20 protein-coding genes are annotated in these 23,718 nt (G+C 61.3%); 11 read left to right on the top strand and 9 right to left on the bottom strand.

Annotated features, from left to right (window positions below; translation table 11 throughout):
• The first annotated feature begins 369 nt into the window (after positions 1-369).
• The 4 genes from sodA to ACMGGW_RS23040 all read left to right on the top strand — a co-directional run bounded on the left by sodA (position 370) and on the right by ACMGGW_RS23040 (position 4,695).
• On the top strand, positions 370-990 hold the full coding sequence (gene sodA / locus ACMGGW_RS23055) for a superoxide dismutase [Mn] (RefSeq protein ID WP_004934003.1): 621 nt from the start codon (positions 370-372) through the stop codon (positions 988-990).
• A 125-nt stretch (positions 991-1,115) separates the two neighbouring features.
• The gene (locus tag ACMGGW_RS23050; protein ID WP_025304788.1) at positions 1,116-3,044 is read left to right on the top strand and encodes a methyl-accepting chemotaxis protein; all 1,929 of its coding nucleotides are present in this window, start codon (positions 1,116-1,118) and stop codon (positions 3,042-3,044) included.
• A gap of 98 nt (positions 3,045-3,142) precedes the next feature.
• The gene (yiiM, locus tag ACMGGW_RS23045) at positions 3,143-3,814 is read left to right on the top strand and encodes a 6-hydroxyaminopurine reductase (protein WP_025304787.1); all 672 of its coding nucleotides are present in this window, start codon (positions 3,143-3,145) and stop codon (positions 3,812-3,814) included.
• A 101-nt stretch (positions 3,815-3,915) separates the two neighbouring features.
• Entirely contained in the window at positions 3,916-4,695 is a 780-nt protein-coding gene (locus ACMGGW_RS23040; protein WP_043140768.1) for a class I SAM-dependent methyltransferase, read from the top strand.
• Positions 4,696-4,706: 11 nt separating this feature from the next.
• On the opposite strand, the gene ACMGGW_RS23035 is transcribed toward ACMGGW_RS23040, so the two are convergent.
• Positions 4,707-5,069: a YibL family ribosome-associated protein gene (locus tag ACMGGW_RS23035; protein WP_025304785.1), complete on the bottom strand. Its 363-nt coding sequence runs from the start codon at positions 5,067-5,069 to the stop codon at positions 4,707-4,709.
• Positions 5,070-5,142: 73 nt separating this feature from the next.
• Entirely contained in the window at positions 5,143-6,609 is a 1,467-nt protein-coding gene (locus ACMGGW_RS23030; protein ID WP_025304784.1) for a PLP-dependent aminotransferase family protein, read from the bottom strand.
• A gap of 142 nt (positions 6,610-6,751) precedes the next feature.
• Between ACMGGW_RS23030 and ACMGGW_RS23025 the strand changes: the two genes are divergently transcribed.
• Entirely contained in the window at positions 6,752-7,360 is a 609-nt protein-coding gene (locus ACMGGW_RS23025; RefSeq protein WP_025304783.1) for a LysE family translocator, read from the top strand.
• On the opposite strand, the gene ACMGGW_RS23020 is transcribed toward ACMGGW_RS23025, so the two are convergent.
• From ACMGGW_RS23020 to ACMGGW_RS22990, 7 genes are all read right to left on the bottom strand, one after another.
• Positions 7,357-7,908, bottom strand: coding sequence for an MltR family transcriptional regulator (locus tag ACMGGW_RS23020; protein WP_016929575.1), 552 nt, complete (start codon positions 7,906-7,908; stop codon positions 7,357-7,359). The two genes, ACMGGW_RS23025 and ACMGGW_RS23020, sit on opposite strands and share 4 nt — an antisense overlap.
• Before the next feature lie 94 nt (positions 7,909-8,002).
• On the bottom strand, positions 8,003-9,148 hold the full coding sequence (locus tag ACMGGW_RS23015) for a mannitol-1-phosphate 5-dehydrogenase (protein WP_197828563.1): 1,146 nt from the start codon (positions 9,146-9,148) through the stop codon (positions 8,003-8,005).
• Positions 9,149-9,206: 58 nt separating this feature from the next.
• On the bottom strand, positions 9,207-11,126 hold the full coding sequence (locus tag ACMGGW_RS23010) for a PTS mannitol transporter subunit IICBA (protein WP_025304781.1): 1,920 nt from the start codon (positions 11,124-11,126) through the stop codon (positions 9,207-9,209).
• 542 nt (positions 11,127-11,668) lie between these two features.
• Positions 11,669-12,388, bottom strand: a complete 720-nt coding sequence (locus ACMGGW_RS23005) for a DUF3053 domain-containing protein (RefSeq protein WP_025304780.1) — start codon at positions 12,386-12,388, stop codon at positions 11,669-11,671.
• A 331-nt stretch (positions 12,389-12,719) separates the two neighbouring features.
• Positions 12,720-14,789, bottom strand: a complete 2,070-nt coding sequence (gene glyS, locus ACMGGW_RS23000; RefSeq protein ID WP_049207117.1) for a glycine--tRNA ligase subunit beta — start codon at positions 14,787-14,789, stop codon at positions 12,720-12,722.
• Between the two features lie 9 nt (positions 14,790-14,798).
• Positions 14,799-15,716 carry a glycine--tRNA ligase subunit alpha gene (gene glyQ, locus ACMGGW_RS22995; protein WP_043140757.1) on the bottom strand — a complete coding sequence of 306 codons (918 nt, stop codon included), beginning with the start codon at positions 15,714-15,716 and terminating at the stop codon, positions 14,799-14,801.
• A gap of 731 nt (positions 15,717-16,447) precedes the next feature.
• Positions 16,448-18,436, bottom strand: coding sequence for an autotransporter outer membrane beta-barrel domain-containing protein (locus ACMGGW_RS22990; RefSeq protein ID WP_164099862.1), 1,989 nt, complete (start codon positions 18,434-18,436; stop codon positions 16,448-16,450).
• 196 nt (positions 18,437-18,632) lie between these two features.
• Between ACMGGW_RS22990 and ACMGGW_RS22985 the strand changes: the two genes are divergently transcribed.
• The 6 genes from ACMGGW_RS22985 to ACMGGW_RS22960 all read left to right on the top strand — a co-directional run bounded on the left by ACMGGW_RS22985 (position 18,633) and on the right by ACMGGW_RS22960 (position 23,614).
• Positions 18,633-19,199 carry a DNA-3-methyladenine glycosylase I gene (locus ACMGGW_RS22985; protein ID WP_141996917.1) on the top strand — a complete coding sequence of 189 codons (567 nt, stop codon included), beginning with the start codon at positions 18,633-18,635 and terminating at the stop codon, positions 19,197-19,199.
• Positions 19,196-19,648 (top strand): N-acetyltransferase, encoded by a 453-nt coding sequence (locus ACMGGW_RS22980; protein ID WP_025304775.1) that lies wholly within the window; start codon positions 19,196-19,198, stop codon positions 19,646-19,648. The genes ACMGGW_RS22985 and ACMGGW_RS22980 overlap by 4 nt, the downstream gene beginning before the upstream one ends.
• Positions 19,649-19,894: 246 nt before the next feature.
• On the top strand, positions 19,895-20,557 hold the full coding sequence (locus ACMGGW_RS22975; protein WP_016929583.1) for an OmpA family lipoprotein: 663 nt from the start codon (positions 19,895-19,897) through the stop codon (positions 20,555-20,557).
• 124 nt (positions 20,558-20,681) lie between these two features.
• Positions 20,682-21,716 (top strand): LacI family DNA-binding transcriptional regulator, encoded by a 1,035-nt coding sequence (locus ACMGGW_RS22970; protein WP_025304774.1) that lies wholly within the window; start codon positions 20,682-20,684, stop codon positions 21,714-21,716.
• 172 nt (positions 21,717-21,888) lie between these two features.
• Positions 21,889-22,641, top strand: a complete 753-nt coding sequence (locus ACMGGW_RS22965; protein ID WP_025304773.1) for a sugar phosphate isomerase/epimerase family protein — start codon at positions 21,889-21,891, stop codon at positions 22,639-22,641.
• Positions 22,642-22,648: 7 nt separating this feature from the next.
• The gene (locus ACMGGW_RS22960) at positions 22,649-23,614 is read left to right on the top strand and encodes a sugar kinase (RefSeq protein ID WP_025304772.1); all 966 of its coding nucleotides are present in this window, start codon (positions 22,649-22,651) and stop codon (positions 23,612-23,614) included.
• Positions 23,615-23,718: the final 104 nt, after the last annotated feature.

Below are 23,718 nucleotides of genomic sequence, written 5' to 3'. Positions count from 1 at the left end.
CCGCTAGCGCGGCAAACGCGAATGTCACTGTTGTTATGCTTGCTACGAACGCCGGCCATATTACCACAGCGTGCTTGTGGTTGTTACACACTCGTGCTCATTCAGTGAACGCATTGGCACATTTCGATACATTTCGACCTTGGCGCTCTCTACAGTATAGAGAGTAACCCACGTGCCGGGGCGATGGCTTGACGCGGCCACCCGCCGCCCTCTCCTATCAGTATGTTAGCGCATCGATTTGTACATTAACCACACACTTCACAGGGCATTGATAATCATTTTCAATATCATTTAATTAACTATAATGATCCGACTGCTTACGCGGTGCTCGCCCTTTGCGCCGCCCATACACCACTGGAGATGATGATTATGAGTTATTCACTGCCATCCCTGCCGTACGCTTACGACGCACTGGAACCGCATTTCGACAAGCAGACGATGGAAATCCATCACACCAAACACCACCAGACCTACGTCAACAACGCCAACACCGTGCTGGAAGCCTACCCTGAGCTGGCCAAATACAGCGTTGAAGAGCTGATCCAGGATCTGGATAAAGTGCCTGCCGACAAACGCACCTTCATGCGCAACAACGCCGGCGGCCACGCCAACCACAGCTTCTTCTGGAAAAACCTGAAAACCGGCACCACGCTGGGCGGCGATCTGAAAGCGGCCATCGAGCGCGATTTCGGCAGCGTTGAGAAATTCCAGGAAGAGTTCGAGAAAGCCGCAGCCACCCGCTTCGGTTCCGGTTGGGCCTGGCTGGTGCTGAAAGACGGCAAGCTGGCCGTGGTGTCTACCGCCAACCAGGACAGCCCGCTGATGGGCGAAGCCGTCGCCGGCGCTTCCGGTTTCCCAATCATCGGCCTGGACGTGTGGGAACACGCTTACTACCTGAAATACCAGAACAAACGCCCTGACTACATCAAGGCGTTCTGGAACGTGGTCAACTGGGACGAAGCCGCCGCACGCTTCGCCGCGAAGAAGTAATTCGCCCCCGTTGATGAAGATGCCCGCCGCCGGCGGGTATTTTTTTGCCTGAAATCCGCTAAAGTTTGACCACTTCTTGCCGATGGTTTGTTCAATTGACGTTCGCCCGGAGAAGGAAAAACGCTATGGCGGCATTGCAAGCATTAGCAGGAAAGTTCACTCATCTCACCGTAGGTAAAAAGCTCGGCCTCGGCTTCGCGCTGTTGCTGCTGTTGGCGGTCGTCATCGCCGGCACCGGGGCGCAATACCTGCACATCATCGAATCCCGCGCCGATCGCATCGACTTCAGCAACCGGCTGAACGAGGAGATCAACCAGGCCAAATACAACCGCGCCATGTACGGCCAGACCTACCAGCCGGAGTATCTGCAGAACAATCGCGCCAATATCGATAACGCCGTCAAACTGATAGACCAGGGCCAGGCGTTGGACTGGGACGCCCAAAGCCGCAAGGATCTGCAGCGTCTGGTGACGCTGATTGGGGAATATCAGCAACAGCAAAAAATCTTTGAGCAGGCGGTCTCGGCGAAAGACGCGGTGCGCCAGAGCTGGAACATGTCGGAAGTGCAGGCCAGCCTGAGCCAGGTGGAGCGCCAGCTCACCAACGGCGATCTGCAGTTGGCCTTCATTCAACTGAACCAGAAGCTGACCCAGGTGCGCTACGGCGCGCGCGGTCTGCTGCTGAGCCTGAACAAGGAAACCGAAGCGCCGCTGATGGCGGCCATCGACGACGCGCGCGACGCGGCCAACGCCCTGAGCCGCCGGGTCAGCGACGCGCAGCGCCCGCAGCTGCAACCGCTGCTGGCCGCCCTGGACGATTACAAAAACCGCATCGCGGCCTACCTGCCGGCCTATGAGCACGAACAGCAGATCAGCCGGCAGCTCGGCGAACGCGCGCATGAGATCGGCACGCTGGTGAACGCCTTTATGCAGGACGAATTGGCGCAGACGCGCAGCAACATCAACCTGGCGCAGCTGCAGATGGGCATCACCACCCTGATCGCCATCATCGCCGGGATACTTATCGCCTGGCGTATCACGCTGCAGATCACCCGTCCGCTGCACAGCACGCTGGCGATGGCGGAACGCATCGCCAGCGGCGATCTGCGCCAGGCGCAGACCAGTACCCGCCGCGACGAGCTGGGACAACTGCTGAACGCGGTGGCGGCGATGAGCCAAAATCTGCGCACTATGATTGAGAAGATCCAGATGGGGGTCAGCCAGGTCTCCACCGCCTCCGCGGAAATCGCCGCCGGCAACACCGATCTCTCCTCCCGCACCGAACAGCAGGCGGCGGCGGTTGAAGAAACCGCGGCCAGCATGGAACAGCTGACCGCCACGGTGAAACAAAACGCCGACAATGCCCATCACGCCAATCAGCTGGCCACCGACGCTTCGCAGACCGCGCAACAGGGCGGCAAGCTGGTGGAGAACGTGGTCAGCACCATGCGCGATATCTCCAGCAGTTCGCAGCGTATCGCTGAAATTACCACCCTGATCAACGGTATTGCCTTCCAGACCAACATCCTGGCGCTCAACGCCGCGGTGGAAGCGGCGCGCGCCGGCGAACAGGGACGCGGCTTCTCGGTGGTCGCCAGCGAAGTGCGCAGCCTGGCGAGCCGCAGCGCCCAAGCGGCCAAGGAGATCGAAGGGCTGATCGCCGAGTCGGTCAGCCGGGTGAAAACCGGCACCGAACTGGTGGAAAGCACCGGCAACACCATGGAACAGATCGTCCGCTCGGTCACCCACGTGCGCGACATCATGGCTGAAATCGCCGCCGCCTCCGATGAGCAGACGCGCGGCATCGCCCAGATTGGCCAGGCGATCGTCGAGATGGATCACACCACCCAGCAGAACGCCGCGCTGGTGGAAGAGTCCGCCGCCGCCGCCGATTCGCTGGAAGAACAGGCCGACATGCTGCTGCAGAGCGTTTCGGTGTTCCGTTTGGCGGAGCAGACCGAACCCACCGCCGTGAAAACCGCCGCGCCGAAAGCGCCTGCCGTAAAAACCGCGGCCGCCAACGCCGCAGCGGAGGAGAACTGGACCACCTTCTGACGCCACGCCCCCGCTCGAGGATTTTCGGGCGGGTTGTTATGTCCCCCTGACACAACTCAGGCTATGCTGAGCCCTCGACGCGAGACACGGAGGCGCACATGCATCACCCAGACGTTTACATCGGCAATATTCAACCCTATGAAGGCGGGCGCCCCAGCGCCATCGCCAAACGCCAGGTGGATGGCGCCATCCGGCTCACGCCGCTCGGCCTGGAAGGCGACGAGCAAGCCGAGAAAAGCTACCACGGCGGGCCGGATCGCGCGCTGTGCCACTACCCGCGCGAGCATTATGCCCACTGGCGCGAACAGTTTCCGGCGCAGGCCGAGCAGTTTTGCGCCCCGGCCTTCGGCGAGAATATCTCCACCGAAGGACTGACCGAACACAATGTGTTTATGGGCGACATCTTCCGCTGGGGCGAAGCGCTGATCCAGGTCACCCAGCCGCGCTCGCCGTGCTTCAAGCTCAACTACCACTTCGCCATCGAGGATATTTCGGTGCTGATGCAGCAAAGCGGCCGCTGCGGCTGGCTGTATCGGGTGGTCTCGCCGGGTGCGGTCAGCGGCGATCGTCCGCTGGAGCTGGCGGCGCGCAACAGCGACGTGTCGGTGGCCGAAGCCATCGCCATCGCCTGGCACATGCCGTTCGACGCGGAACAATATCGCCGCCTGTTGGCGGTGGCCGGCCTCTCCGCCAGCTGGAGCAAGACCATGCTCACGCGGCTTGCCGAAGGGCGCCTCGAGGACTTCAACCGTCGCCTGCTCGGCCGTTGAAATCGCTGGCGGAAAGATGAAAAACGTGCGCCGAATGCCGCGTTAACCCTCTTCTTCCGCCTATACTGTAGCCGCGTGTTTTTCAGCCAGGAGCCAGGTATATGACCACCCCGACCCATTCGATTCATCACGCCGCCGCCGAGGGCTATCAGGCCAACGCCGATCGCTATGTGAAAGGCCGGCCGGATTACCCGCCAGAAATCGCCGCCTGGCTGCGTGAGTCTATCGGCCTGCACGCCGGCATGACGGTCATCGATCTCGGCGCTGGTACCGGCAAGTTCACTCCGCGCCTGCTGGAAACCGGCGCGCAGGTGATCGCCGTCGAACCGGTGCCGCAAATGCTGGAAAAACTGTCGGCGGCGCTGCCGCAGGTGAAAACGCTGGCGGGCACCGCCGACGCGATCCCGCTACCGGACGAGTCGGTCGATGCCGTGGTGTGCGCCCAGTCCTTCCACTGGTTCGCCACGCCGCAGGCGCTGGCGGAAATCCAGCGTATTCTCAAGCCCGGCGGCAAACTCGGTCTGGTGTGGAACATGCGCGATGCGCGCGTCGGTTGGGTGCGTAAACTGAATCAGATCGTCGACAGCCACGAAGGGGATGCGCCGCGTTTCTATACCGGCGAATGGCGCAAATTCTTCCCGTTCAAAGGCTTTGAACCGCTGCAGGAGCAGGTCTTTATGCTGGGCCACCGCGGCGCGGTGGAGGACGTGATCTACAACCGGGTACGTTCAACCAGCTTTATCGCCGCACTGCCACAGGCGCAACAGGAGCAGGTTATCGATCGGTTGCGCCAGCTGGTGGCGGAAGAAGAGGAGTTGCAGGGCCAGGACACGGTCACCGTGCCCTATCAGACCAAGGCGTATTTCACCACCAAGGTCTGACGCCCGGGGGTTCAGAACGCTTTCTTGGCGTAACCGGTGACCGCTTTCAGGCCCATCTCGCGGCCCAGCGCGGTCATCGGGTGCACCACAATCAGCCCGCGCGCGCTTTTCTTCAGCGCGCCCATATCGGCTTGCTCTTTCTTGGTGATCTCGCGGCTGAACGGCAGCTTGCTCAGCTTCTGCGCTTCGGCGCTCAGCTTCTCGCCACGCACGTCTTTCAGGCGCTCGATCTCCGTCGCCAGTTTCTCTTTTTCTTTGGTGTGCTGCGCGATCAACTCAGGGTTGCCCTGTTGGATCACGGTGGCGTCTTTGTGGTTCAAGGCGTCCAGCAGGTCGCTCAGGCGCTTGATCTCTGCCTTTTCTTTCTCTTTCATGGTCTCTGGCCCGTTGTGCCCAAAATGGCACGCTAATCAATGATACCGGCATTGTAGCAAAAGGCGCGCGCCGTTACCCGTCCTGCGCAATACCGGGCGGCAGGCCGCTCATCTCGCAGGCCTTGGCGCCGAGCCGGGCCAACGCCTGGGTGTAGCGCGCGTTGAACGGGTAGCAGCAGGAGAGCCGCAGCGCATTGCGGTAGCGCCCGCTGGGGGAATACAGGGTGCCCGGCGTCAAACAGATCTGCTCCTCCAACAGCTGGTGGAACAGCGCCACGCTGTCCACGCCGGGAGGGAATTCGACCCAGAACACGAAGCCGCCCGCCGGCTGCGTGGCCAGCGTGCCGCGTGGGAAATGCCGGGCGATCAGCGCCCGCGCCTCGTCGACCTGCGCCGCATAGCGCTTGCGCAGGTTGCGCAAATGGTGATCGTAGCCTCCGCTCTCCAGGAAGGTCGCCAGCGTTTCCGACAGCAGCTGCGACTCGGACATCGACGACACCGCCTTCAGCTTGCGCAACGCCTCGTGAAAACGGCCGCCGCAGATCCAGCCGACGCGAAAATCCGGCGCCAGCGTTTTGGTGAAGCTGGAGCAAAACAGCACCCAGCCGTCGCGATCGAACGCCTTCACCGCCGGCGACAGCGCGCCGCCGAACTGGATCTCGGCATACAGCCCGTCTTCAATCAACGGCACCTGATGATCGTTCATCAGCCGCGCCAGCCGCTTTTTCGCCGCCAGCGGCATGGTACAGCCCAACGGGTTTTGCACCGTCGGCATGGCGATCACCGCGTTCAGCCGCTTCTCGTTCAATAGCAACTCGAGCGCGTCCAGCGACAGCCCCAGCTGCGGATCGGTGGGGATTTCCAGCGCTTTCAGCCCCAGGCTGGCCAGCAGCGGCAGCAGATAGAAATAGGTTGGCGACTCCAGCCCGACGCAGTCACCCGGTTTGGTGGTGACGCGCAGCGCCAGCTGCAGCGCCTCCATGCAGCCATGGGTCAGCACTACGTCGCCCGGCTCCAGCAACATGCCCAGCGTCATCGAGCGGCGGGCGATCTGCTGGCGCAGCCGTAGGCTGCCGGGCGGCAACGGATACTGCCCGATCAGATCCGGCTGGCGGCGCAGCTGAGAAGACAACATACGCCCCAGCTTGCCGCCGGGATAGAAGTCGCTGGTCTGCGGGCAGGCCAGCGCAATGTTAGTGAAGGCCGGATTCTGCTGGGCGGCGAATACCGTATCGATCAGCGCCAGCACGTCGTCCGCCGGCGGCTCGATGCGGCCGCTGGGCGCCGAGGCCATCTTCAGCGCCGGCAGCGTGCTGCGGACATAAAACCCTGACTGCGGCCGCGCTTCGATCAGCCCGCGATCCTCCAGCGTGCGGTAAGCCGACACCACGGTATTGATGCTGACGCGGTGCGTTTGCGCACAGCGCCGCACCGAAGGCAAGCGGTCACCGGGCAGCAGCGTGCCGCGTCGAATGGCCTCGGCCAACGTATCCGCCAGCTGCAGGTAACGGGTATCCGGGGTTTCATCGAGCAAGGTCACAGTTTCTCTCCAAGTAATGGGTACAGTTTACATTTTGCACAACTGTAACCATGACAATATCCGATTTGTGGTTCTGTCACCATCCCATTGCAGCGATTATGCTGATCCTCTCGTTATCACCGTCATTTTCAAGGAACCTGCCATGCTGGACTCCGCCTTTGTCAGCTACGTCACCGTCATGTCGATCACCCCCGGCCCCAACAACCTGCTGCTGGCCTCGTCGGGCGTCAACTTCGGCCTGCGCCGCACCCTGCCGATGCTGTTTGGCATCTGTGTCGGTTGTGCGGTACAGCTGGCGATCATTATCCCGCTGCTGGCGCTGGCGCTGAGCTGGGCCGGCGTCATCCGCCTCCCGCTGGCGGTGATCGGCTGCGCCTATCTGCTGTGGCTGTCATGGAAGCTGTTTCAGGCGGCCTCGCCGGACGCCAAAGAGCAGGCGCAGCCGATGAGCCTGCTCAACGGCGCACTGTTTCAGGCGGTCAACCCCAAGGCCTGGCTGATGGTGATCAACGTGGCGATCCTGTTCACCCCACGCGAAGGCGCCACCTTCGTCCATACGCTGTCGGTCATCGCCGGCTTCGCGCTGCTGAACCTGCCCTGCGTGCTGCTGTGGGCGGTGCTGGGTGACCGGTTGCGCAACGCGCTGCGAGTGACCTGGAAACTGCGCGCCTTCAACGGCGTGATGTCCGGCCTGATGGCCGCCACCGCGCTGTGGTTGTTGTTCGACGAGTGGCGCGCGGCCTTTGCTTAGCCGCGGCCGAGAGGAGAGAGTCGGGAAGGTTGTTTGGCGCCGATGCCGGCGATCAGATCGGTAATGGACAGTACCATGGTGGAGCGCACCATCTGCTGATAGCGCTGGCGCTGCATGGCGATCAGCGCTTCATCCGCCTCGCCCGGCTGCAGGAAGGTCGGCACCGGCGGCAGCGCGGCCACGCAGTGCAGCTCGCCGAACGGCCCGAGAATTTCGTCATCGACGAAGCGGTATTCCGACCCGTCGTGGTTCAGCTCTTCGCGCATCGCCATCAGCAGTTCGGCGTCTTCATATTCGTGGCGGGAGATCACCCCCAGTCCGTACATCAGCTTCAGGCGCACCGACAGCTCCCCGAGCGGGCCGCTGCCGGACAATAGCGGTTCGACGGCATATTTCACCGCGTAATCGTCCTTGCGGAATACCTGCACCACCAGCACGTTGAGCGCTTCCGCCAGCAGCTCTACCGCTGCGATCAGGAAGCTGCGCACCGTTTTGCCCGCGTTCAGCTTTTCCAGAACCTGGTTTTCAAATGCCTGTGCTTCTTCCATCGTCGCTTTTCGAAAGGCGTGGGGAGGGCCGTCGATGCCGAACTCGGGTTGCAGGAGCGCAGCAAGCTGCGCTCGGGTGTTCATCATCACGATTCTACTTGTGCATGGCGTTATACACAGCAACGGCCTCTTCTACAACCTCGCTTTCCGCCGGCAGGCCGGAAATTTGCGCCAGCGCGGCTTTCGGCCCGAGCGTGTTCAGCAGTTCCGCCAGTTCCTGCGCCTGCGGATCCTGTTCGCTGCGGTAGCTCATGGCGGCGGCGATGCCCTGGATCAGGTTGGCATGCGGCAGGCCGTATTCCAGCGTGCCCAGCAGCGGTTTGATCAGGCGATCGCCGGCGCTCAGTTTGCGCAGCGGTTGGCGCCCTACGCGCTCGACGTCGTCGTGCAGATACGGATTTTCAAAGCGGCCGAGGATTTTGTTGATGTAGGCGGCATGCTTGTCGGCGTCGAAGCCGTAACGCTTGATCAGCACCGCGCCGCTCTCTTCCATCGCCCCTTTCACCACGCGGCGGATCACCAGGTCGAGAATGGCGTCGCGAATGGTTTGCAGCCCGGTCTGTTGGCCGAGGTAGGCGGTGATGGCGTGACCGGTGTTGAGGGTGAACAGCTTGCGCTCGACGAACGCCATCAGGTTATCGGTCAACTCCATGCCGGCGATCGCCGGGGGCTGGCCTTTGAACTGGGTCTGATCGACGATCCATTCGCTGAAGGTTTCCACCGTCACTTCCAACGGGTCGTTGCTGTCCGCCGGCGGCACAATGCGATCGACCGCCGAATCGACGAAGCCGACATGCTGCTCAGCCCATGCCTGCTCATCCTGCGGCAGCGCGGCGAACACATGCTGTTTCAGCTGGCTGGTGCCGCGCACCATGTTCTCGCAGGCGATGATGTTCAGCGGTTGCACATTGCCCTGCTGATGACGCAGCACCAGCCCTTTGGCGATCGTGCCGGCGATTTTGGCGAGAATTTGCGGGCCAACGGCGGTGGTCACCAGATCCGCTTCGGCGATCAGCGCCACCGCCGCCTCACTGCCGCTGTTGACGGCGCTGACGTTGTTGACGCGCTCCACGCGTTCTTGCTCGCCCACCACGTGCACCGCGTAGCTTTTACGGCTGTTCAGCAGATCCAGCACCGTTTGATTGACGTCGGCGAAGGTCAGTTCAACCCCGGCGTCCGCCAGCAGCTTGCCGATAAAACCGCGGCCGATATTCCCTGCGCCAAAATGTAATGCTTTCATAACTCTACCTTCTTAATGTCGAAGGGTGCAGCAAGCTGCACCCTTTAAAATGATTCTGTTATCCAGCTTTTTTGCCGCCGAGCAGGTCCAGCACTTCCTGGACGCTGGTGGTATTCGCCAGCCGCTCAATCACGCTCTCGTCATCCAGCGCGTTGGTCAGGCTGGTGATCACCTGAATATGCTCGTTGTTGCGCGCGGCGATGCCGATCACCAGGCGAGCCACTTCATCCTCTTCATCGCCGAAGCGCACGCCCTGCGGGTACTGGCAGAACACCACGCCGGTGCGCAGCACCCGGTCTTTGGCCTCGATGGTGCCGTGCGGCACGGCGATCGACTCGCCCAGGTAGGTGGAGGTGAGCTTTTCGCGCTCCAGCATCGCCGGCACGTACTCCGCCTCGACGTAGCCGCCTTTCACCAGCTGCTCGCCGGCGAAACGGATCGCCTGCTCTTTGTCGCTAGCCTGCAGGTTGAGGAACACATTGCTTTCGCTCAGCTTGAACAGGTTCGGTTCCCCGGCTTCGAAGCTGTCGTCCAGCGCGCCCAGCACCTTCTGCTGGTTGTCGGTGGTTTTGTTGACCGCTACCAAACGGTCGACCAGATCGCTGTACAGCTTGCTGTCGAGGAAGTTGGTCAGCGAGATGTGCTGGGCCTGCGGCGCGTGGCGCATCGCGCGCTCGGTCAGATCGCGGTGCGTGATGACCAGATCCACATCGTCCGGCAGGCTGTTGATGGCGCTGTTAGTCACCGAGATGTTCTTCAGCCCGGCGTCCGCCACTTTCTTGCGCAACACCCCGGCGCCCATGGCGCTGGAACCCATGCCCGCATCGCAGGCGACGATGATTTTGCGCACGGTGCTCAGATCGCCGTCGACCGACGCTGGCGCCGCTGCGCCGCCTTTGGACTGCGATTTCATCTCTTGCATGCGGCGGGTCGCGGCTTCCAGATCGTCATCCTCTTTCACTTTGGAGGTTTTCAGCAGGAAAGCGGACACCACGAAGGAGACGGCAAAGGCTGCGCACACCGCCGCAATGTTGGCGAAGTAGGCGCCTTTCGGCGTCATCGCCAGCACCGCCAGGATCGAACCCGGGGAAGCTGGAGAAACCAGGCCGCCGTTCAGCATCGTCAGGGTGAATACGCCGGTCATGCCGCCCAGGATCACCGCCAGCAGCAGACGTGGATTCATCAGCACGTAAGGGAAGTAGATTTCGTGGATGCCGCCCAGAAAGTGAATGATCGCCGCACCGCCGGCGGATTGCTTGGCGCTGCCGCGGCCGAAGAACATGTAGGCCATCAGCACGCCCATGCCCGGGCCTGGGTTGGCTTCAATCAGGAAGAACACCGACTTGCCGGCTTCCGTGGCCTGCTGGATACCCAGCGGCGAGAAGATGCCGTGGTTGATGGCGTTGTTCAGGAACAGGATTTTCGCCGGTTCAACGAAGATGGACGCCAGTGGCAGCAGGTTGTTCTTCACCATCACGTGCACGCCCGCCGCCAGCAGCTTGGAGAGCACCTCCACCAGCGGCCCGATGCCCAGGAAGGCCAGGATCGCCAGCAGCATGCCGATGATGCCGGCGGAGAAGTTGTTCACCAGCATTTCAAAGCCGCTTTTGATCTTGCCGTCCACCCAGCGGTCGAAATGCTTGATAGCCCAGCCACCCAGCGGGCCGGCGATCATCGAGCCGAGGAACATCGGCATGTCGGCACCGACGATGACGCCCATGGTGGTGATGGCACCCACGACGCCGCCGCGATCGCCGCCCACCAGCCGCCCGCCGGTATAACCGATCAGCAGCGGCAGCAGGTAGGTGATCATCGGGCCGACCAGCTTGGCTAAGGTTTCATTCGGCAGCCAGCCGGTTGGAATGAATAGCGCGGTGATAATCCCCCAGGCGATAAAGGCGCCGATGTTGGGCATCACCATGTTGCTCAGGAAGCGGCCAAAGTTTTGCACTTTAACCTTGATGTCTGGTGAAAACATAAAACACACCCCTATTGTTACGCGCTGACAATAGAGCGCGTGATTATTGTTGTGACGATCCAGCCGTGTTGCCGCTGTATGCGAAACGGACTCTATCACGCTGTTTTTGTCACGCGAACTTCACGAATTTTTTGTGATACAAGTCACACACAACACCCCAGCAAACCCTCATTTATAGTGATAAAGATCACATTTATGACGTGTAAAAAAAGCACAGTGAGAAAAAAGTCGCCACAAAACCCCCAATAAAGTGACTATGATCACATTTTTAAATTGGCGTTTTGTTTTTGAATTGTGACATTAGTCACAATTTATTTTTAGCTGCAGCGCCGATCGCAACGCTCTGTTTGATCTTCCCTGTGAGCACTCATCCCGCCGGGAACTAGCGAAGTGATGAATGAAAGAAAACTACATTGCCTAATGAATGGATTAATTGAAGTGTAGTACAGAAGCCTGCGCAATAAACCAGCAAGCTATTGGAAACGCTGAGGGGAAATAAAACAGGCCGGCAATGCCGGCCTGTTTCGCGCCTGGACGCGTTATTATTGCGTCACGCTTTGAATGGTCTTCTGCGCATTCATCAGGTTCTGCTGTTTGGCCACCAGATTCGACATCATGGTGTTGTACTGCGCCACCTGCTGCGCGGTGCGGAACTGCACGCCGTTGTTGTTGAAGCTGACCTGATTGCCCTGGCTCTGCAGGAAATCGCCGACCTGCACCAGATCCTGCACAAAGCTGGCGGTGGTCGGGATCGCCGGCATCAAGGCGTTGGCCGGTGCGGTGACGATTTTGTCATAGGCCTGGTTGTACACCGCCTTCAGATCGTCAGGCTGTTTCAGCGCCGCGTGGGCAGTATCCGCCTGCGACTTGGCGGACTGGATCTGCTGGCCCAGCAGGTTCAACGCCCCGACCGATTGCTGCAGCGCGTCGCGTTTGTTCAGGTAGTCCTGCGCGGTGCGGATCTGGTTAATCTGATCCAGCGCCGGGGTCAGGCTGGCGCCGACCGACTTGGACAACTGCTGTGAAAAGCCGACCAAAATCGCGTAATCGCCGGCATAGTTGCCGAACTTCTGCTTCTGGTCTTCGCTCAGCGTGGGGATATTCGCCCCGCTGCGCATCACGGTATTCTGTAAGTAATCGATAAATGCTTTGCGCTGTTCCGGCTCTTTATCGCCGCAGGCGGTCAATTGCATGACCACCAACAATGCCAATACCGGTGCCAACCAACGCGCGAAACCTCTGCTCTGGATCCCTACCGCCATGTGACATAACTCCTGTTATAAACCTGCTTTTTCATTGGACTCCGCCCCTTTTTCCGCACTCCGTGCGCCTATAAGAATAGATCAACTGGCGGCGTTCCGATACGCGATTCCGTTTGCGGTGAACATTGTCTCGGCCGGAGGCGGTTGAACATCGTGCGCAAAACGCACTGAGGTTCATTGCCGTCGGCGACCGGACGCTTCAATTTCCCCAAGTCGCCCCCCAAGTCGCCCCCCAAGTCGCCCCCCAAGTCGCCAGGCGACCTTGCCTTCGCACCCAGGAAACGGAAATAAAAAAGGCGCCCGCAGGCGCCTTTTCACAGCAGAGAATCGCTTACTGCAGTACGGAGATATCCGCCACCTGCAGGAACAGTTCGCGCAGCTTGCTCAGCAGCGTCAGGCGATTCACGCGCACTTCCGCATCGTCCGCCATTACCATCACGTTGTCGAAGAACGCATCCACCGGCTCACGCAGCGCGGCCAGTTCCACCAGCGCTTCCTGGTAGTTGCCCGCCGCGAAGTACGGCTGCAGCTTGTCGCGCAGCACCACCAGGTGAGTCGCCAGCTGGATCTCCGCCGCATCCTTCAGCACCGAGGCGCGCACGCTGTCGTTCAGCGTTTCGGTAGACTTCGCCAGAATGTTGGAGACGCGTTTGTTGGCCGCAGCCAGCGCCGCCGCCTCGTCCAGCGTGCGGAAGTGGGATACCGCCTTGACGCGCGCGTCGAAGTCGGCCGGCTTGGTCGGACGGCGCGCCAACACCGCCTGAATGGTATCGACCGCGTGGCCTTCTTCCTGATACCAGGCGCGGAAGCGGCCCAGCATGAATTCCACCACCTCGTCGACCACCTTGGCATTGGTCAGCTTGCTGCCGTACAGGCGCACGGCCTCTTCGGTCAGTGTCTGCAGATCCAGCGGCAGGTTTTTCTCGACGATGATACGCAACACGCCCAGCGCGGCACGGCGCAGCGCAAACGGGTCTTTATCGCCCTTCGGATGCTGACCGATGCCGAAGATGCCGGCCAGGGTGTCCATCTTGTCGGCGATCGCCAGGGAACAGGCCACCAGCGACTGCGGCAGCGCATCGCCGGCGTAGCGCGGCTGATACTGCTCGTTCAGCGCAACGGCGACGTCTTCCGCCTCACCGTCGTGGCGCGCGTAGTGCATGCCCATCACGCCCTGGGTGTCGGTGAATTCGAACACCATGTTGGTCATCAGGTCGCACTTCGACAGCAGGCCCGCGCGGGTGGCGTGGTTGACGTCAGCGCCGATCTGGCCGGCAACCCAGCCCGCCAGCGCCTGAATGCGGTCGGTCTTGTCGCGCAGGGTGCCCAGCTGCTGTTGGAACAGCACGGTTTCCAGGCGCGGCAGGTTGTCTTCCAGACGCTTCTTGCGGTCGGTGTTGAAGAAGAACTCGGCGTCGGCCAGACGCGGACGCACCACCTTCTCGTTACCGGAGATGATCTGCTGCGGGTCTTTCGACTCGATGTTGGCTACGAAGATAAAGTTCGGCAGCAGTTTGCCCGCGGCGTCGTACACCGGGAAATACTTCTGGTCTCCCTTCATGGTGTACACCAGCGCTTCCGCCGGCACCGCCAGGAATTTCTCTTCGAATTTGGCGGTCAGCACCACCGGCCATTCCACCAGCGAAGCCACTTCTTCCAGCAGGCTTTCACTCAGATCGGCCTTGCCGCCAATCTTCTGCGCCGCCAGTTCGGCATCGCGCTTGATGAGGGCTTTACGCGCTTCGTAGTCGGCGACCACTTTGCCGCGCTCCAGCAGGATCTGCGGGTATTGGTCGGCATTGTCGAGGGTGAACTCGGCTTCGCCCATGAAGCGGTGGCCGCGCACGGTGCGCGCGGATTCGATGCCCAGCACGGTGCCTGGGATCAGATCGGCGCCCAGCAGCATCGTGACGGTGTGCACCGGACGCACGAACTGCACGTCGGAATCGCCCCAGCGCATCAGTTTCGGGATCGGCAGCTTGCCGAGCGCGGTGCTGACCATGCCGGCCAGCAGTTGTTGCGCCGACTGACCTTTGACGTGGGCGCGGTACATCAACCACTCGCCCTTGTCGGTCACCAGGCGTTCAGCCTGATCGACGGTGATGCCGCAGCCGCGCGCCCAGCCTTCGGCCGCTTTGCTCGGTTTACCTTCGGCGTCGAACGCCTGGGCGATCGCCGGGCCGCGTTTTTCAATTTCGCGATCGGCCTGTGCCGCGCTCAGGTTGGCCACTTTCAGCGCCAGGCGGCGCGGTGCGGCGAACCAGCTCACGTCACCGTGTTCCAGGCCGGCGTTGTCCAGCTCGGCGGTGAAGTTGGCGGCGAAAGATTCCGCCAGGGAACGAAGCGCCTTCGGCGGCAGCTCTTCCGTGCCGATTTCCACCAGGAAAGTCTGTTGAGTCATGGCTGCCTCTTAGTTCTCGTTCTTCTTGTTGCACATCGGGAAGCCCAGCGCTTCGCGGGAAGCGTAGTAGGCTTCGGCAACGGCTTTGGTCAGCGTGCGGATGCGCAGAATGTAGCGTTGGCGCTCGGTTACCGAAATCGCCTTGCGCGCGTCCAGCAGGTTAAAGGTATGGCCCGCCTTCAGGATGCGTTCGTAGGCCGGCAGCGGCAGCGGCTTTTCCAGCGCCAGCAGCGATTGAGCTTCTTTCTCGTACTGCTCGAAGCAGGAGAACAGGAAGTCGACGTCGGCGTATTCGAAGTTGTAGGTGGATTGCTCCACTTCGTTCTGGTGGAACACGTCGCCGTAGGTGGTGACGCCCAGCGGGCCGTTGCTCCACACCAGATCGTATACGCTGTCCACGCCCTGGATATACATCGCCAGACGCTCCAGACCATAGGTGATCTCGCCGGTTACCGGCTTGCACTCCAGGCCGCCGACCTGCTGGAAGTAGGTGAACTGCGTCACTTCCATGCCGTTCAGCCACACTTCCCAACCCAGGCCCCAGGCGCCGAGCGTCGGGTTTTCCCAGTTGTCTTCCACGAAGCGAATGTCGTGGATGGTCGGATCCAGACCCAGCTCTTTCAGCGAGCCCAGGTAGAGTTCCTGAATGTTGTCCGGCGATGGCTTAATCACCACCTGGAACTGGTAGTAGTGCTGCAGACGGTTCGGGTTTTCGCCGTAGCGGCCGTCGGTCGGGCGACGGGATGGCTGCACATAGGCGGTCGCCATCGGCTCCGGCCCCAGTGCGCGCAGGCACGTCATCGGGTGTGAGGTTCCCGCGCCGACTTCCATGTCCAATGGTTGAACGATGGTGCAGCCCTGGCGCGCCCAATAATCCTGCAGTGTCAGGATCAGGCCCTGGAAGGTCTTGGTATCAAACTTTTGCATGTTGAATTCGCACGCGATACAAGTGGATTTAGATGGAATGCGCCAGTATACCCTTTGACCGTAAGATATACAGCCAGAATCCGGCAACAAGTGCGAATCGGGGTGAGAAGCGCTGGATTTTCACGCGGCGGGCACCGAGGGAAGGACAACGCGCCGGCCGGTCGCCTCGCCGTCCAGAAAGACACACCCGGCAAAAACATTAGAGTATCTAAACAAAAATATCACTCACCGCCGTTTAAATAGTCAATTAGCTGAACGCTATTTCTCCCCTCGCCGGTCAAATTCAGGCTGATTTCCGTGCGTGTATCTTTATATTTGCCACGAGATAAAGTTGCGACAATGTTATTTTTGTTAATTTTATCAACTAAAAAACTCCCCTCATCGAGAGATAATGTGATCAAGTGCCAGATTATTTCTTATTATCGTGAACAATAAGGCGATATCACGCGGCGTGCCGACGGTCGGGGCATGGGAGGAACGGCCAGGGATGAAAGACGGCGCTAACGGGCCACAGAAACAAATTGACAGTTAATCTTTGGTTATACAATAATAAATAAAATTTTCCCTGGTGTTGGCCAAGTGGCTACCTGATCCTTTCATAGGATCAGTTTTTTTTTGTATTTCCGCCAACGTCATTGCGGCCCGCATAATTCCCCCCAGGCCGCCTTCCTCATAAATCCCTTATCAGACCTTATGACTATCCTGCGCCCTTGAGCGCGCCGATGGCCAATTCAAAAACGCGCGCTGACGCCGACGTTATACATAAACTGCTCGCCGCTGCTCAGCCCGCCGGTTTGCGAAACGGTGGCGAAGGCCGATACCCTGTCCGTCAACGGCATGTTGGCCCCCAGCGTGACATCCACCCAGTTTTTGTCCTGGCCCGCACTGTCGCGGGTAAACGAGGTTTGCGTCGATTTCAGGCCGCCGCCGGCGCGGTAGACGTCGTCGCCGAACTGATGCTGATAACTCACTTCCGCATAAGGGTTAAACACGCCGAATTGCGTATCCAGCCGCCAACCCAGCGCGCCGATCTGCGAGTGATAGGTTTGATCGTTGAAGCGCATGGCGGTGCTGTCATCGCCGTCTTCACCGTAGCCGGAAACGCGGCTGTAATCCCAGGCGAACTGCGCCACCGGCCCGGTGGTCAGGTAAGAGGCGATCGGGAAGTCATAGCCGGCGGTCACGCGCGCGCCCCACTGCTTGCCGGTGGTCGACCCGGTTTCGGTACGCGTCAGCGGCCCCAGCCGCATGCTGCGGCGGATGTCGTCATAGTCCATCGTCGCATAGTGCAGATCGGCGTTGACCCAGCCCTGCTCGAATAGCGCCAGCGAACTGAAGGCTGACAGCAGCAGCCCACGCGCCTTGTAATCAAAACGGCTGGAAGGATGCTGATCGTCGTTGGAACCGGCGATCAACGCACCGATCAACCAGCTGTCGGTCAGTTGATAGTCCACGCCGACGGTCAGGTTGTGGGTGGTGGCGTTGCCGTCCCCCGCCGCCCGATTATCGGCATAGTCGTAGTGCTGGCCGGCGTAGCCGCCGAACACGCCCAGCGAGCCCTGCGGGTTGTCGCCGTTGCGCAGCTGCTGGAAACGGCTGTCGAGCGTGGCGCGGCTGTCACGCGCCATCGCCGCCGTCGCCTGATTCAGCGCCACCACCTGCGCCGGGCCATCCAACACCGCCTGAATATAATCCGCAATCAGCAGGTGCGCCTGCGGGCTGGGGTGGAAATGGTCTGAGAACAGATAGGACTGGCCGGCGTCGAAGCCGGGCATGTCGGAACGGCAAACCGCCGAGGAAACGCCCGCCGGGCAAGCCATGCCGGCCGTGTTGGCGAAGCCGAACTGCGCCGGATTGGCGATCGCTTCGGCGAACAGCTTGTTGACGTCCACCCGCACGATATTGCCGCCCCCCTGCGCCAGCAGACGGTCTTCACTTTGATTATAGAAATCGGTCAGCTGAGCGGCCTGCGCGCTCAGGCTGTCATACGCCGCGATAAGCTGCGCGGCGATCGCCTGCTGCACCTGAGGAATGGCGCTGCCCTGCTTCGCCGCGGCGGCCAACGCCGCGTGGATCGCCTGCGTGCGCGAAGCGTTGTCCGGGGTAGCCACCGAATTAAGCGTGGCATAGGCCGCCTGGATCGCCGCCCCCTGTACCGGCGGCAGCGCCTGCTGAATGATCAGTTCCATCAGCTGCGGCGTGGAGCCGATGTTCGGCACCGTCGGCACGATCACCGTGCCGGCACCGGCGTTCAGCAGCGAATGCACCTGCGCGGCGGCGGCCGCGGCACTGTTATAGGCCACGCCGGGCGCGGTAGCGGCATTCAGCGCCGCCGCCGCCAAATCGTTACCGCCGATCCAGTGAATATACAAACCGTCGCCATCGGCCTGGCCGTTAACCCGATTCAGGTAGCGCTGCACCTGATCCTGGGTGTTGTCGACCGGGTTCAGGCCCGGCACCGCCACGGCGCCGCCGGCGGCGTAGTTTTCACCGCCGTTGTCCGAGGCCACCAGCGCCGCGCCGATGCGTTGCGCCAACGCTTCGTCGTACAGCAGATGCTGACTGCCGTCATAGGTGAACCGGCCGTTGTTGCCGGTATCGCTCAGGCTATCGCCAAAGACGTACAGTTGATCGTACGCCTGAGCCGGAAGGGTCATACTGCAAAGCAACGCCACTGCAAGCGCCGCCGGGCGGGGCATGCACGTTATTTTTAGAGGCATGAATCGACTCCTGAGAGCCTGCAAATGAAGGCAATGTCGTTTTTATCGTTGGCCGGTTTTCCACCGGCCATGTAGTAACTATTGTCGGCTTTTTCACCACGTCAAGCGGGCTGATGACAAAACAATCAGAGGCTTGCCAAGTTCGGCGCTTCGAGCGATGATTACTGTTCATAAACACAGCATAAGGACAGTCAGGATGGCAGACGAACGTTGCGGTTGGGTGACGGCCGATCCGTTGTATCTCGAGTATCACGACAAGGAATGGGGCGTGCCCACCACCGACGCGCGCGAGCTGTTTGAAATGCTGTGCCTGGAGGGGCAGCAGGCCGGCCTTTCCTGGATCACCGTCCTGAAAAAGCGCGAGAATTACCGGCGTGCTTTCCATGGTTTCGATCCGCAGCGGGTCGCCGCCATGACCGAGCAGGACGTGGAAAACCTGCTGCAGGACAGCGGCATTATCCGCCACCGCGGCAAGATAGAAGCCATCATCACCAACGCCAAAGCCTATCTGGCGATGGAGGCGTCCGGCGAGAATTTCGTTACCTTCATCTGGGACTTCGTCGGCGGCCGGCCGCAGCTCAACCGCTGGCAGGCGCTGAGCCAGGTGCCGGCTAAAACCGAGCAGTCCGACGCCATGTCCAAAGCGTTGAAAAAGCGCGGCTTCAAGTTTATCGGCTCCACGATCTGTTACGCCTTCATGCAGGCCAGCGGGCTGGTGAACGATCATCTCACGGGGTGCATGTGCTACCCAAAGCCACGGTGATCCGCCCCTGTGGCCCGGAGGATATCGAACGGCTGATGGCGCTGTGGCTGCCCAGCACCATCGCCGCCCATCCGTTCGTGGCGGAAAAATACTGGCATGAGAGCGCCGCACTGGTGCGGGAAAACTACCTGCCGCGCGCGCAAAGCTGGGCCTGCTGGCATAACGACGAGATCGTCGGCTTTATCAGCGTGCTGGACGAGCAGTTCATCGGCGCGCTGTTCGTCGATCGGGCGTATCACGGCCGCGGCGTCGCCCAGGCGCTGATGACGCACGTGCAGCAGCGCTACCGCCGGCTCAGCCTGGAGGTGTATCAGCAGAACCTGCGAGCCTGCGCGTTCTACCACAAGCACGGTTTTCAGGTGACGCAACGCCTGTTTAACGACGAAACCCAGGCCTATACGCTGATCATGAGCTGGCCGGCAATCGAGAATTCAACCGGTTACGGTTAAAAAAGGCGCATTCGCGCCCTGGCGGCGCGCAATTAGGAATCCGCTGCATAGCGCCGCCCGGCGTTTTATCGCATAACTCCCCCAGCACTTACCCGCGCTCATCATTTGTCACGTTTTTCTCCGGAACTGCCGGCGAGCCAACGCGTCATAGTAGCGCGGTGATGCGGGCCCCACCTGCGTCGCCTACTTTTTGCGCCCCCGTGTTGGGCCGGCGCGTACAGAATTGATGCCATTAAGGACAAGAACATGAAAAAACGCATTGCAATTATTGCCGGCGCAGTGAGCGTCGCGCTCACGCTGTCGGCCTGTACCACCAACCCTTACACCGGCGAATCCGAAGTCGGTAAATCCGGCATCGGCGCGGGCCTCGGTGCCGCACTGGGCGCCGGCGTCGGCGTGCTGTCCTCTTCCAAGAAAGATCGCGGCAAGGGCGCGCTGATCGGCGCAGCGGCCGGTGCAGCCCTCGGCGGCGGCGCAGGCTATTACATGGACGTGCAGGAAGCCAAACTGCGCGACAAGATGAAAGGTACCGGCGTCAGCGTCACCCGCCAGGGCGACAACATCGTGCTGAACATGCCGAATAATGTGACCTTCGACAGCAGCAGCGCCACGCTCAAACCGGCGGGCGCCAACACCCTGACCGGCGTCGCCATGGTGCTGAAAGAGTATCCGAAAACCGCGGTCAACGTGGTCGGCTACACCGACAGCACCGGCTCCCGCTCGCTCAACATGAACCTGTCGCAGCAGCGCGCCGACGGCGTAGCCAGCGCGCTGATCACCCAGGGCGTGGCGGCGAACCGTATCCGCACCACCGGTGCCGGCCCGGACAACCCGATCGCCTCCAACAGCACCGCGGAAGGCAAGGCGCAAAACCGCCGCGTCGAGATCACCCTCAGCCCGCTGCAGTAATCCCGTGCGGGGCGCCACCGGTGCCCCGCCGCTTCCTCCCGACTTTCTCCTTATCCTTCAATATTCCCGCTCGCACATCGGGTATGGTAGTCTCCTTGGCAATTAACCGCAGGAGGGATCGGCTGTGAGCACAGGCAAGGCAACGCGCACCTCAGGACGTGCCACCATCAGCGATGTGGCCAGCATCGCCAAAACCGGCAAGACCAGCGTGTCGCGCTATCTGAATGGTGAACAGCACCTGCTTTCCGACGATCTCAAACAGCGCATCGAACAGGCTATCCAGCAGCTCGACTACCGGCCAAGCCAGATGGCGCGCAGCCTGAAGGGCGGCCAGACCCGCCTGATCGGCCTGATCCTCGCCGATATCACCAACCCCTATTCGGTGGACGTGATGCGCGGCATCGAGGCCGCCTGCCGTCAACACGGTTTTACCCTGCTGGTGTGTAACACCAACAACGAAGTCAATCAGGAACAGCACTACCTGCAGCTGCTCAGCAGTTACCGGGTAGAAGGCATCGTGGTCAACGCGGTCGGCATGCGCGAGGAAGCATTATCCACGCTGCAACAGTCGATGCTGCCGATGGTGCTGATCGATCGAAAAATCCCCGACTTCGCCTGCGACGTGGTGGGCCTGAACAACCGCGAAGCCGCCACCGTCGCCACCGAACACCTGCTGCAACAAGGTTTCGAAGCGATCCTGTTCCTCAGCGAGCCGCTCGGTACGGTCAATACCCGTCTCGAACGCCTGCACGCTTTCAGACATACCATGGCGCAGCACCCCGCGCTGTTGGCGGAGCAGGCCGAAACGCCGCTCAACGATCGGCAGAAGCTGGAGCAGGTGCTGAGCGATTTCAGCGGCCGTCATCGCGGCATGCGCAAGGCGGTGATCTCCGCCAACGGCGCCCTGACGCTGCAGGTGGCGCGCGCCATGCGCCGGCTCGGCATCCAGTGGGGCAACGACATCGGCCTGCTGGGCTTCGACGAGCTGGAGTGGGCGGAACTGGCGGGCGTCGGCATCACCACGCTGAAACAACCCACCTACCAAATGGGACACGCGGCGCTGGAGCGGCTGGTGCAGCGCATTCAGGGCCTGGCCACCCCCAGCGGCGAGCAGATGTTCTCCGGCGAGCTGATCGTCCGCGGCTCCACCACCCGCTAATCCACCTTCTCCGGGGCCGTTGACCGCCCCGCCTCTATCTGCATCGGCTGTTTTTTGCTCAGCTTCGTGATTGCGATCATATTTTTACACTCTGTCGCTTTTCGCTGGAACCGGTTCCATTTAACGTACCGGTAACAGCAGCGGCGGCGACAATGCCGCCTCAGGAGTCAAAATGAAAACAGAAATCATCGTGGTCACCGGCGCCTACGGCACCGATACCGTCAAACAACACGGCGGCCAGCGCGCGCTGTTGCCCATCATCGCCGGCGCGGGCGCCGACGGAGTGGAGATCCGCCGCGAACTGTTCACCGCCGGTGAACTGGACAGCCTGCCGGCGCTGGCGCAAGAGATCGATCGCCAGCAGCTGTTCGCCGTCTATTCCGCCCCTGAGGCGCTGTTCACACCGCAACATACGCTGAACCCCAACCTGTCGGCGCTGCTGGCGGAAGCGCAGGCGCTGAACGCGCGCCAGCTGAAGCTCTCCCTCGGCCATTTCCGCCCCGGCTTTGATTTTACCGAGTTGAAAGTGGCGCTGGAGCAACACCCGGTCAAGCTGGTGGTCGAGAACGACCAAACGCCGGACTGCGGCATTTTGTCGATGCTGAACGCCTTTTTCCACGCCGCGGAAGATAGCCACCTGCCGGTCAGCATGACCTTCGATATGGCCAACTGGCTGTGGGTGGGGCAAGACGCCTTCGCCGCCGCCGAACGCCTGGCCCGCCACGTCGGTTACGTGCACGTCAAAGCCGCCACCCAAGGCCCGCGCGGCTGGCGCGCCATCGCGCTGGACGAGACCGACGGCAGCTGGCGCGACCTGTTGGCCCGCCTGCCGCACGATGCGCCGCGCGGTATCGAATTCCCGTTGCAGGGCGATGACCTGGAAGCCGTCACCCGCCATTACGTCAATATCTTGCGTGCGGAGTAACCCCATGATGACAACGTTAACGGCAACGACGGCGCAGCAGGCGCCCCTGGATGTGGTCACGCTGGGTGAAGCCATGGCGATGTTCGTGGCGGCACAAACCGGCGATCTGGCGGAGGTGGAAACCTTCACCAAACGCATCGCCGGCGCCGAACTGAACGTGGCGATCGGCCTGGCGCGTCTGGGTATGAACGTCGGCTGGGTCAGCCGCGTCGGCAACGATTCGTTCGGGCGCTTCACCCTGCAGCAGTTGAAAAAAGAAGGCATCAATTACCGGCAGGTGACGGTCGACGGCCACTACCCCACCGGTTTTCAGGTGAAATCCAAAACCACCGATGGTACCGATCCCAGTGTGGAGTATTTCCGCAAGGGCTCGGCGGCCAGCCACCTGTCGATTGCCGATTTCAACCGCGAGTATTTCGGTTCCGCGCGCCACCTGCACCTGAGCGGCGTGGCGGCGGCGCTGTCCAGCGAGTCGCTGGCGCTGTGCCACCATGCGGCGCGCGAGATGCGTGCCATGGGTAAAACCATTTCGTTCGATCCCAATCTGCGCCCGGTGCTGTGGCCCAGCCGCGAGGTGATGATCGAGCAGCTGAACCAGCTGGCGTTCGCCGCCGACTGGGTTCTGCCGGGGTTGAAAGAGGGACAGATCCTCACCGGCCAGTCGACGCCGGAAGGCATCGCCGATTTCTATCTGGAGCGCGGCGTGCAGGCGGTGATCATCAAAACCGGCCCGGACGGCGCCTGGTTTAAAACCGCCGCCGGCGATAAAGCGGCAGTGGCCGCGGTCAAGGTCGACAACGTAGTGGATACCGTCGGCGCCGGTGACGGCTTTGCCGTCGGCACCCTCAGCGCCCTGCTGGAAGGCAAAACGCTAATACAGGCGGTGCAGCGCGGCAACAAAATCGGCTCGCTGGCGATCCAGGCCATCGGCGACAGCGAAGGCCTGCCGACCCGTGCGGCGCTGGCCGAATAACAATAAAAAAAACGACTTCTCCGCATGACGTCAGCCTCTGGCCCTACAACCGGGACGCGTCGGGAGAGCATCTGCCCCTTCGTCTTTCACGCCCAGCGTGCCGG

Origin of the sequence: Serratia sp. BNK-4, assembly GCF_048685115.1 — a bacterium.
Taxonomy (GTDB): Bacteria; Pseudomonadota; Gammaproteobacteria; order Enterobacterales; family Enterobacteriaceae; genus Serratia; species Serratia bockelmannii.
The sequence above is the reverse complement of the archived record's forward strand: the minus strand, read 5'-3'. Positions and strand labels throughout refer to the sequence as shown.

Coding starts and splice junctions, on each gene's coding strand:
- sodA (WP_004934003.1), top strand. CDS start 370: ATGAGTTATTCACTGCCATCCCTGCCGTACGCTTACGACGCACTGGAA.
- ACMGGW_RS23050 (WP_025304788.1), top strand. CDS start 1,116: ATGGCGGCATTGCAAGCATTAGCAGGAAAGTTCACTCATCTCACCGTA.
- yiiM (WP_025304787.1), top strand. CDS start 3,143: ATGCATCACCCAGACGTTTACATCGGCAATATTCAACCCTATGAAGGC.
- ACMGGW_RS23040 (WP_043140768.1), top strand. CDS start 3,916: ATGACCACCCCGACCCATTCGATTCATCACGCCGCCGCCGAGGGCTAT.
- ACMGGW_RS23035 (WP_025304785.1), bottom strand. CDS start 5,069: ATGAAAGAGAAAGAAAAGGCAGAGATCAAGCGCCTGAGCGACCTGCTG.
- ACMGGW_RS23025 (WP_025304783.1), top strand. CDS start 6,752: ATGCTGGACTCCGCCTTTGTCAGCTACGTCACCGTCATGTCGATCACC.
- ACMGGW_RS23020 (WP_016929575.1), bottom strand. CDS start 7,908: ATGGAAGAAGCACAGGCATTTGAAAACCAGGTTCTGGAAAAGCTGAAC.
- ACMGGW_RS23015 (WP_197828563.1), bottom strand. CDS start 9,148: ATGAAAGCATTACATTTTGGCGCAGGGAATATCGGCCGCGGTTTTATC.
- ACMGGW_RS23010 (WP_025304781.1), bottom strand. CDS start 11,126: ATGTTTTCACCAGACATCAAGGTTAAAGTGCAAAACTTTGGCCGCTTC.
- ACMGGW_RS23005 (WP_025304780.1), bottom strand. CDS start 12,388: ATGGCGGTAGGGATCCAGAGCAGAGGTTTCGCGCGTTGGTTGGCACCG.
- glyS (WP_049207117.1), bottom strand. CDS start 14,789: ATGACTCAACAGACTTTCCTGGTGGAAATCGGCACGGAAGAGCTGCCG.
- glyQ (WP_043140757.1), bottom strand. CDS start 15,716: ATGCAAAAGTTTGATACCAAGACCTTCCAGGGCCTGATCCTGACACTG.
- ACMGGW_RS22990 (WP_164099862.1), bottom strand. CDS start 18,436: ATGCCTCTAAAAATAACGTGCATGCCCCGCCCGGCGGCGCTTGCAGTG.
- ACMGGW_RS22985 (WP_141996917.1), top strand. CDS start 18,633: ATGGCAGACGAACGTTGCGGTTGGGTGACGGCCGATCCGTTGTATCTC.
- ACMGGW_RS22975 (WP_016929583.1), top strand. CDS start 19,895: ATGAAAAAACGCATTGCAATTATTGCCGGCGCAGTGAGCGTCGCGCTC.
- ACMGGW_RS22965 (WP_025304773.1), top strand. CDS start 21,889: ATGAAAACAGAAATCATCGTGGTCACCGGCGCCTACGGCACCGATACC.
- ACMGGW_RS22960 (WP_025304772.1), top strand. CDS start 22,649: ATGACAACGTTAACGGCAACGACGGCGCAGCAGGCGCCCCTGGATGTG.